Below are 8848 nucleotides of genomic sequence, written 5' to 3' on the forward strand. Positions count from 1 at the left end.
CCGGTACCGGGCCGGGTCCCGGCGCCGGTCCGGGTCCGGGCGGCTGGGGGGTCGGGTGCGGCGGGGCCGGCGGCGGCACCGGCGGCTCGGTCGGCGGGATCGGTGGCGGGCCGGGCGGCGTGGGCGGTTGCCGCAGGCTTGGCGGCGTGTCGGGTGTGTTCACAATCCCTGCACCCCTCTCGTCCGGGGCTCGACGTTCATCCCCTCTCCCTTACCCGAGATCGGCCTCCTGAGGCCTGCGCGGCCGCTGCCTCGGCCTCCCATGTGCGCGTAACACCCGGGACAGGGCAGGATGGGGGTCATGAGGGATACCCGAGCGACCGCTCAGGGATTGCGCACGGCGATCGAACGCAGCGGGTACTACCCCGCCCTGGTCGCGGACGCGGTCGAGTCCGCGGTCGGCACCGAGCAGGTCATCGCCTACGTCATCCACCACGAGGCGACTTTCGACCCGGCGATGGAGGTGCGGCGGCATGTGACCGTTCTCGTGCTGTCGCCGTCCAGGCTGCTGGTCTGCCATACCGACGAGCACCCGCCGGGCGAGACGATGCCGCACCCGCACGCCTCCACGACCACCGAGGCGGTGCCGCTGAACCGCATCCGCTCGGTGGCGCTGACCCGGGTGGTGCAGGAGCCGGCGTCGTACGTCCCGGGCATGGCGCCCAACGAGGCCGTCCTGACCATCGGCTGGGGTGCGATCGCCCATGTCGACGTCGAGCCGGCCACCTGCGGGGACGAGGCATGTGAGGCCGACCACGGCTACACCGGCAGCCTCACCGCCGACGATCTTCTGCTGCGGGTCAGTGAGGCCGCCGACGGCGGCGAGGCGGTCGCCCAGGTCCTCGCCTTCTCGCGTGCCCTGTCAGAGGCCACGACCAGGTCCTGAGGGCGTCGTGGCGGGGCCCGGGCAGGCATGGCGCGTCCGGCCCCGTCCCGCTCGGGAAGGTGGTGCATGAACGCCGTGGCAACCCCTTCGGTTCCGCACTACGGGTCGGGGGCTCTCGCCGACCTGGCGCCGTCCGTGCTGGCGGCGCTGCGAGTCCCCGGCGGTCATAACGTCCTGGAGCTGCCCGAGCTGCCGCGTGCCTGCGTGCTGCTGATCGACGGCCTCGGCTGGGAGCTGCTGCGCGCCCATCCCGAGCAGGCGCCCTACCTCAGCTCGCTTCCCGGCCGGCCGCTGACGGCGGGTTTCCCGGCGACCACCGTGACGAGCCTCGGCTCGCTCGGCACCGGGCTCAGCCCCGCCATGCACGGGCTGCTCGGTTACCAGATCCGTAATCCCGAGACCGGCCGGCTGCTGAACTGCCTGCGGTGGCCCGACGAGGTCGATCCGCTGACCTTCCAACCCGCCGCGACGGCCTACTCCCGGGCGGCGGAGGCCGGCGTGAGCGTCGCCTATGTGGCGTCCGGGCGGCACAAGGACAGCGGCCTGTCGCGCGCCGTGAACCGCGGCGCCGACTACCTCCCTGCCGACAGCCTGGGTCAGCTCGTCGCCCACGCCGAACACGCGCTGCGCCTCGGCGACCGGGCGTACGTGACCGTCTACCATCCCGACCTGGACTCCACCGGGCACGTCTACGGCGCGGGATCATCGGCGTGGCGGCACCAGCTGCGGTTCGTCGACGCGCTCGCCGAGCAGCTCGCCGGGGTGCTGCCGGCGGGGACGGCTATGTACGTCACTGCGGATCACGGCATGGTCAACCCGATCGAGCGGGTCGACGTCGACGAGGTCACGGTGCTGCGTCAGGGCGTCGCGCTGCTCGGCGGCGAGCCGCGCGCCCGGCACCTCTACACCGAGCCCGGCGCGACGCCGGACGTCCTCGCCACCTGGCGGGAGCTGCTTGGCGATCAGGTCTGGGTGTTCTCCCGCGAGGAGGCCGTGGCGGCCGGCTGGTTCGGCCCGGTGGCCGAGGAACTGCTGCCGCGCATCGGCGACGTGCTGGCGGTGCCGTACGGGAACGTCGCGATCGTCGCGACCGGCGCCGAGCCGCTGGAGTCCGGCCTCATCGGCATGCATGGATCGATGACGCCGGCCGAGCAGCTCGTGCCGCTGCTGAGCGCTTCCGCGTGACCGGGGGACAGGGCCGCCGGCGGCCGTCCGCGGCCGTGGCCGGATCGGGCGACGGGGCACCGGCCCTCCCGTATCGGGGCGTAAGGGTTCAGACTGGCGATGTGCACCCACTCATCAACGTGCCCACGCTCGCTCAAGCGCTCGCGGACGAGCAGCCGCCGATCGTGCTGGACGTCCGATGGCATCTGGCCGGACCTCCCGGAATCGAGGTCTACCGCCGGGGCCATCTGCCCGGCGCGGCGTTCGTCGATCTCGACCGGGACCTGGCCGGCCCACCGGGCGGGCTCGGCCGGCATCCGCTGCCCTCGGCCGAGGCGTTCACGGTCGCCATGCGGCGGGCAGGCGTGCGCGACGACCGGTTGGTCGTCGCCTATGACGACGCGGACTCCACGTCGGCCGCCCGGTTGTGGTGGACCCTGCGGTACTTCGGGCACGAGCGGGTCAGGGTGCTCGACGGTGGTTATCGCGCCTGGGTCGACGCCGGGCATTCCGTGACCACCGGCGTGCCCGAAGCAGCGCTGGGTGACTTCACCGCCCGGCCGGGGCGGCTGCCGGCGCTGGACGCCGACGGGGCGGCGACGCTGGCCAAGGGCGGGGTGCTGCTCGACGCGCGTGCGGCCGAGCGCTATCGGGGCGAGGTCGAACCGGTCGATCCGGTGGCCGGGCACATCCCCGGCGCGGTGAGCGCTCCCACGTTGGGCAATGTCGGCGTCGACGGCCGCTTCCTTCCGCCGGGGCTGCTGCGCGAGCGGTTCGCGGATCTGGGCGCGACCGACGCGGTCGACGTCGGGGTCTACTGCGGCTCGGGGGTCACGGCGGCGCACGAGATCCTCGCCCTCACGATCGCGGGAGTCCCCGCCGCGCTCTATGTCGGATCCTGGTCCAACTGGGTCGCCGACCCGGCCCACCCGGTGGCCACCGGGGAATCCTGACGCGACGTCTCCGGCGCACGCGGACCAGCCGCCCTGGCGAGGGCACCCTGATGGAGCACCGGCTCTCGAAATGGTTCTGAGACGTCCGGTCGCCGGCGGCAGGCGGGTTCCGCGGGCGGTCAGATGAGCCGGACCCACGCGTGTGAGGAGGTCTCCTTCTCCGCCACGTCCACCCGGTCGTAGTCGGAGGGCCCCGCGTGCGCGTAACCGTGGCGCACGATGGTGCGGTGGAAGTCGTCGGATACGACGAGCGCCAGGCAGGCGTCCCTGCTGTCCTGGAGCCGCAGTCGCACCTCGTCGGCATCGACCAGCCGGGCGGCGTGCACCAGCGGTTCGCCCGACCAGCCCTCGCCGGCGCGGTCCACGTAGCCGAAGTGCACGGCGATACGCAGCCGCAGCCGGGTCGCGTCGCTCGATGCCTCCGCGTGTTCGTGGAGCGCCGCCGCGACCGTCACGAGGAACACGTCCAGCAGGTCGGCCGGTGACACGACCTCGGGTGACACGACCAGTTGGAGGCCGTCTCCCCGGTCGGTGGGGTCGAGGTCGTTCAGCGGCCGGTCGAGGGCGTCGGCGCCGGTCTGGAAGATCTGGAAGAGGTCCTGACGCGTGCGGAGCCGCTGTCGGTCGGTGGTCCGCCGCCCGGAGCCCTGCGCGTCGGCCACGACGATGATCCGCCCGGCGGCCCGCCGGTCCTGCCGCTCCTGCGCGTCGGTCCCGGTCTCGTCGGCCCCGCCGCGTGTCGCGTCGGCCGGTACGGTCTCGGCGTGCCCGAGGTGCGCGGTGTCGCCGTGACCCGTGATGACCTGGCCTGCCGCGTTCCCGCCGATGTCTATGGTGAACCGGTCCAAGGGCGGCTTCGGCATACGCCCTCCTCAAGGGAGTCTTCGCCGACGTCTGCGGTGTATCAAGCCGGCCCGGATGACGCCGAGCCGTCGACACACCTCCCTCAGTCTTTAGCCCTGATGACGCAGGCGTTCTGTGTCCTTGTACACAGTTCTGCGGATTCGGGTGGGCTCGGCCGCTTGAGGCCATGACGCGGAGACGTCGAGAAGACCACAAACGATGACAAGAATGACAAACGACGCATACTCCGCAGGCCGCCGCTCAGCCCGCGGCGTGCAGCCAGCGCACCGGCGCGCCGTCACCCGCGCGCCGGAAGGGCTCGAGCTCGTGGTCCCACGGCGTGCCCATCAGCCGCTCGAGCTCATGCTCGAGATTGGACTTGCCGCCCGCCGCGCCGGCCATGACATGGCGGAGCCGGTTCTCGGGGACCATGATGTCGCCGTTGGCGCCGATCACCGCGGTGAAGACGCCGAGCGACGGCGTGCAGCTGTAGCGGACGCCGTCCGAACCCGGCGTCGCGTCCTCGGTGACCTCGAATCGGAGCAGTTTCCAGTTCCGCAGGGACGACGTGATGCCTGCGGCGGTGCCGGGACCGCCCTCCCAGCGCAGTTCGGCGCGCATGGTGCCTGGAGCGGCCGGCTGATCTGTCCACGCCAGAGATGCGGGCACGCCAAGAACACCGCCGACGGCCCACTCAACATGCGGGCACAGCGCAGGCGGCGCAGAGTGGACGTAAAAGACGCCACGTGCGGTCACCGGACCTCCTGGTTGCGTACCGAGGCTCGTCTTCCCCTACGGCCTCATACGCCCCAAGAAGGCATCCGCGCCCCTCATTGTGCCCCATCGACAGGAGTCGCACCAGCCGTGATTCGGATCGGGCCACGAGCGGCCAGGGCATCTGTCATGTCCGTGTCCGCAACCGGCCGTATCCGAGCCGTGCCGCTGCGACACCGCTGAGCGCCACCGCCAGATAGGCCACGAGGTCCCCGTACCGGTCGTAGGGCGTGCGGTCGGTGGCCGCCGGCACCCGCACCGTGGCGATGACCGAGCCGCGCCGGTCGGTGTCGAACCAGGTCGACCGGCGGCCTCGTGCGTCATAGGCCGCCGAGACGCCCGTGAGCGCGGCCTGCACGCTGGGACGGCCGGTCTCGGCCGACCGCACCGCGGCCAGGGCGGCGTGCTGCGCGGGCGCCCAGCTGCCCTGGAAGGTGGACGTGGCGGACTGGTAGACGATCAGTTGCGCCCCGCGCCGGGCCACCTCGCGGCCGAGATCGGGGAAGGCGGACTCGAAGCAGATGAGCGGCCCGATGGTGACGCCGTCCGCCCGGAGCACGCGTACGCCGGTGCCGGGGACCCGGTCCTCGCCGGCCGCCTTACTGATCGCCGTCAGCCAGCCGAGCGCCGGACGGAAGGGGATGTACTCCCCGAACGGCACGAGCCGCGTCTTCACGTAGCGCCCGCGGATCCCGTTCGGCCCGATCAGCAGTGAGCTCTTGGAGATGCGGCCACGCGCGTCGCGCGCGTCCTCGTTGACGAGCAGATCGGCCGATCTGGCGAGTTCGCGCAGCCGGGCGGTCAGGTCGGCCCGGCGCTCCAGATCGAAGCCCACGCTGCTCTCACCCCACACGACGAGGTCGGCCGGCGGCGTGCCCCTCGTGATCCGCTCGCCGGCGGCGAACCGGGTGGTCGGGTCGTGTACGACGCCGGGCTGGACGAGCGCCACCCGTACGGTGCGCACCGCCTGCGGCTCGCCGCGCAGCGCGAAGGCCACCGGGCCGGCCAGGCCGATCACGAGCGCGGCGGTGAGCGCGCGGACCCGCGAAGGCGGAGACACCAGGGCGATCACCAGGGCCGTGTTGACGGCCACCAGCGCGAACGTCACCAGCCACACCCCGCCGAGCGCGGCCAGGCTGAGGACCACCGGATGCCGCCACTGGCTCGCCCCGAACAGTGCCCATGGGCCCCCCAGCGCGTGCCATGACCGCGCGTACTCGATCGCGACCCACGCGCTCGGCACGAGCAGCAGCGCCCGCAGCGGCCGGACCGGGTCGCGCAGCGTCGTCCACGCCGCGAGCCCCCAACCGGCCCACAGCGCCCCGAAGACCGCGGCCACGAGCAGCAGCCCGGGACCGATGTTCGGGATGGTCCAGTAGAGCGCGGCCAGCAGGTAGCCCGCGCCGAACCACCAGCCGCGCACCGCCGCCGTACGCGCGTCGGGGGCCGACCGGATGATCAGTAACCCCGGTACGAGGATCACCCACGCGAGCCAGCCTGCGTCGGCCCGGGGGAAGGTCAGCAGCGGCAGTGCCCCCGCCGGCAGCGCCAGCAGCGTGCGGACCCGCGCCGCCCGGGTGCCCGGCGCGGTCGCGGCGGCGGTGTCCAGGGCCATGTCTCCAGTAACGCATCCGGGCGGCGGCTTCTCAATCGGCCGGCAGCCGGTAGAACGGCCCCGGCCGGAGCGGACGGAGTGGACGGAGTGGTCCGGCGGAGCGGCCGGGCCGAGACCGGTCAGGCTCCGCGCTGACCGGAACCGGCCGAGTGCGCCGCTGTCGCGATTGCGGAGAGTGCGGATGTGGGCACATTACGTAGGTGTTCGACCAGGAGGCGCAGCTCGAACGGGTGCTCGCGCGCCACCGCGACGCCGTCGCGGTCGAGCCGACACCCGGCCGTCCGGCCCTGATCCGGCGCGACCAGATCCTGGTCGCCGACCGGGACGCGCCGGTCGTCGAGGGCCTCGTGCGCCGCTGGTACGACGGGCGGCAGGACGAACCGGGAGTGTGCCGCCTGCGGTTGCGCGCAGCGGCCAGGGTCGACGTGTGCGAGCTCGCCGCACAGCTCGGCGGCGACGGCGGGCGCGGCGGGCCGGCCGTGGCGCCCAACCATCTGGTGCACGGCCAGCCGATGTGGTGGTCGGGCCCGGCCGACCTGCCACGCCCGGCGGACCCGCTGGAGGTGCCGATCGCCGCGGCGCCAGGCGCGCGTCCGGTGACGGTCGCCGTCCTCGACACCGGGCTGTCGCCGCACCCCTGGTACGACGCCCATGACTGGTACGCCGAGCAGCGCGAGGAGGTCGCCGAGGTGCTCGACGCCGACCTCGACTACGAACTGGACGCGCAGGCCGGTCACGGGACGTTCATCGCCGGGGTCCTCCTTCAGCACGCCCCGGCGGTGCGCATCCGCGCCAAGAAGGTGATCGGCGGCGACGGTGTCGGTGACGAGTTCGACGTCATCCGCGCGCTCACCTGGCTGGCCGCGTGGGGGCGGGCCGACGTGGTGAACATCTCGCTCGGATGCCACACCTACGACGACCGTCCCTCACCCGTGCTGGCCCGCGCGGTCGGCCGGCTGCGGGCGGGGAGGGGCACCGTCATCGTGGCGTGCGCGGGCAACACGGCGAGTGATCGCCCGTTCTGGCCGGCCGCGCTGAAATGGGTCATCGCGGTCGCGGCGCTGGACGGCGACGAACGCGCGTGGTTCTCCAACCACGGCTGGTGGGTCGACGCCTGTGCGCCCGGAGTCGGCGTCGCCAGCTGCTTCGTACGGTTCGACGGCCCGCGTGAGCGCGCGCGGCAGTGGATCCGCGGGATCGACCCCGACCGGTTCCAGGGGTACGCGACGTGGAGCGGCACGTCGTTCGCGGCTCCGACGGTGGCGGGCGCGATCGCCCGGGTGGCCGCGGCCGAGAACCTGCCCGCCGCGGTCGCCGCCGCCCGCGTCCTCGATCCGGCGGGCGCCACTACCCTTCCCGGCCTCGGCGTAATCATCAGGGTTTGAACACGAACCGACGGCGATGCGATAACCACGTTCGGTGATTGCGCCGTGACGTTCCGCGCTCGCTCTAGTGTGGCCGGTCGGTGGGGGGCCGAACGAGGAGGCGGAGGATCTCGTGGGCCCGACAGGGACGACGAAGATGCGCGACGCGGCACCCGGCGACCTGGTCGTCTGGGCGAGGAAGGGCGACCAGTCGGCATGGGCGGCGCTCACCGTGCGCTACTCGCGCATGGTGTGGTCCGTGGCCCGCGCGCACGGCCTGGGCGAGGCCGACGCCGCGGACGTGGTGCAGACGACCTGGCTGCGGCTGGTCGAGCGGATCGACCGGATCCGTGCCCCTGACCGGGTGGGCACCTGGCTGGCGGTGACCGCACGGCACGAGGCCGCACGCCTGCTGCGTCACCAGGGCCGCGGCGGCCGGTCGCTGCCGCCGCTCGCCGCCACCGATCCGGGCCCCGACCACGTGTGTCTCGAGCGTGAGCGGCTGCGGCTGGTGATGGCCGCGATCCAGGCCCTGCCGGAGCTGTGCCGGAACGTGCTGCGGCTGTTCGCGTCGTCACCGGGCTACGCCGAGGTGGCGGCCGCGCTCGACATCCCGATCGGAAGTGTCGGCCCGACCCGGGCGCGCTGCCTGACGTCGCTGCGGGCGCGGATCGGAGGCGTGCTGTGAGCCGCGCGACCGAAGAGGAGCTGATGGCCGAGGTCCGGGCCGCGTTCGCCGCCCTCGAACCCCTACCCGAAGGCGTGCTCGCGGCGGGACGGGCGACGCTGGCCTGGCGGATGCCTGACGCGACGCTGGCCGAGCTCGTGACCGACAGCCTCTCCGGCGCCCCCGGCGTACGCGGAACCTCCCGGCTGCTCACCTTCGGCGGAGCGGACCTCGAGGTGGAGGTCGAGGTCAGCGGTGCGGGCCGCGACCTCGAACTCGTCGGACGGCTGTCGCCGCCCGCGCCGGCGCAGGTCCGGGTGCGGCACCTGAGCGGTGAACTCACCGCCCGGGTGGACCGGACCGGTCACTTCATCGTGTCGGGCGTGCCGTCGGGTCTGCTGAGCCTGGTCTTCCGGCTGCCCGACGCCGGCTCCATCGTCACCAGCTGGGTGCGGGTGTGAACGAGGGCGACCTGATCCGGCTGGCCGCCGCCGACCCGCCGCGGGCGATGGCCGCCGCGCGTGACCTGCTGTCCGGCGCCCGCGCGCCGGCCGACCGGGTGCCGGCTCTGCGGGCGCTCGC

Annotated in this window: 9 protein-coding genes; 6 read left to right on the forward strand and 3 right to left on the reverse strand. The window is 73.4% G+C overall.

The window, feature by feature from the left end; genetic code table 11:
• Positions 1 to 301: 301 nt before the first annotated feature.
• The 3 genes from HKK72_RS31635 to HKK72_RS31645 all read left to right on the forward strand — a co-directional run bounded on the left by HKK72_RS31635 (position 302) and on the right by HKK72_RS31645 (position 3003).
• On the forward strand, positions 302 to 886 hold the full coding sequence (locus HKK72_RS31635) for a DUF5998 family protein (protein ID WP_187238104.1): 585 nt from the start codon (positions 302 to 304) through the stop codon (positions 884 to 886).
• Positions 887 to 952: 66 nt separating this feature from the next.
• Positions 953 to 2071 (forward strand): alkaline phosphatase family protein, encoded by a 1119-nt coding sequence (locus tag HKK72_RS31640; protein WP_187238105.1) that lies wholly within the window; start codon positions 953 to 955, stop codon positions 2069 to 2071.
• Positions 2072 to 2172: 101 nt separating this feature from the next.
• On the forward strand, positions 2173 to 3003 hold the full coding sequence (locus HKK72_RS31645) for a sulfurtransferase (RefSeq protein WP_187238106.1): 831 nt from the start codon (positions 2173 to 2175) through the stop codon (positions 3001 to 3003).
• 119 nt (positions 3004 to 3122) lie between these two features.
• On the opposite strand, the gene HKK72_RS31650 is transcribed toward HKK72_RS31645, so the two are convergent.
• From HKK72_RS31650 to lnt, 3 genes are all read right to left on the reverse strand, one after another.
• The gene (locus HKK72_RS31650; RefSeq protein WP_187238107.1) at positions 3123 to 3866 is read right to left on the reverse strand and encodes a hypothetical protein; all 744 of its coding nucleotides are present in this window, start codon (positions 3864 to 3866) and stop codon (positions 3123 to 3125) included.
• Between the two features lie 241 nt (positions 3867 to 4107).
• Positions 4108 to 4602, reverse strand: a complete 495-nt coding sequence (locus tag HKK72_RS31655; protein ID WP_187238108.1) for a DUF3145 domain-containing protein — start codon at positions 4600 to 4602, stop codon at positions 4108 to 4110.
• Positions 4603 to 4747: 145 nt separating this feature from the next.
• Positions 4748 to 6235 carry an apolipoprotein N-acyltransferase gene (lnt, locus tag HKK72_RS31660; RefSeq protein WP_187238109.1) on the reverse strand — a complete coding sequence of 496 codons (1488 nt, stop codon included), beginning with the start codon at positions 6233 to 6235 and terminating at the stop codon, positions 4748 to 4750.
• Between the two features lie 200 nt (positions 6236 to 6435).
• Between lnt and HKK72_RS31665 the strand changes: the two genes are divergently transcribed.
• The 3 genes from HKK72_RS31665 to HKK72_RS31675 all read left to right on the forward strand — a co-directional run bounded on the left by HKK72_RS31665 (position 6436) and on the right by HKK72_RS31675 (position 8727).
• Positions 6436 to 7620: a S8 family peptidase gene (locus tag HKK72_RS31665; RefSeq protein ID WP_187238110.1), complete on the forward strand. Its 1185-nt coding sequence runs from the start codon at positions 6436 to 6438 to the stop codon at positions 7618 to 7620.
• Between the two features lie 136 nt (positions 7621 to 7756).
• Positions 7757 to 8287 carry an RNA polymerase sigma factor gene (locus tag HKK72_RS31670; RefSeq protein WP_187238111.1) on the forward strand — a complete coding sequence of 177 codons (531 nt, stop codon included), beginning with the start codon at positions 7757 to 7759 and terminating at the stop codon, positions 8285 to 8287.
• Entirely contained in the window at positions 8284 to 8727 is a 444-nt protein-coding gene (locus HKK72_RS31675; protein WP_187238112.1) for a hypothetical protein, read from the forward strand. The genes HKK72_RS31670 and HKK72_RS31675 overlap by 4 nt, the downstream gene beginning before the upstream one ends.
• The last annotated feature ends 121 nt before the right edge of the window (positions 8728 to 8848 follow it).

It is taken from the genome of Actinomadura sp. HBU206391 (assembly GCF_014323665.1).
Taxonomy (GTDB): domain Bacteria; phylum Actinomycetota; class Actinomycetes; order Streptosporangiales; family Streptosporangiaceae; genus Actinomadura_C.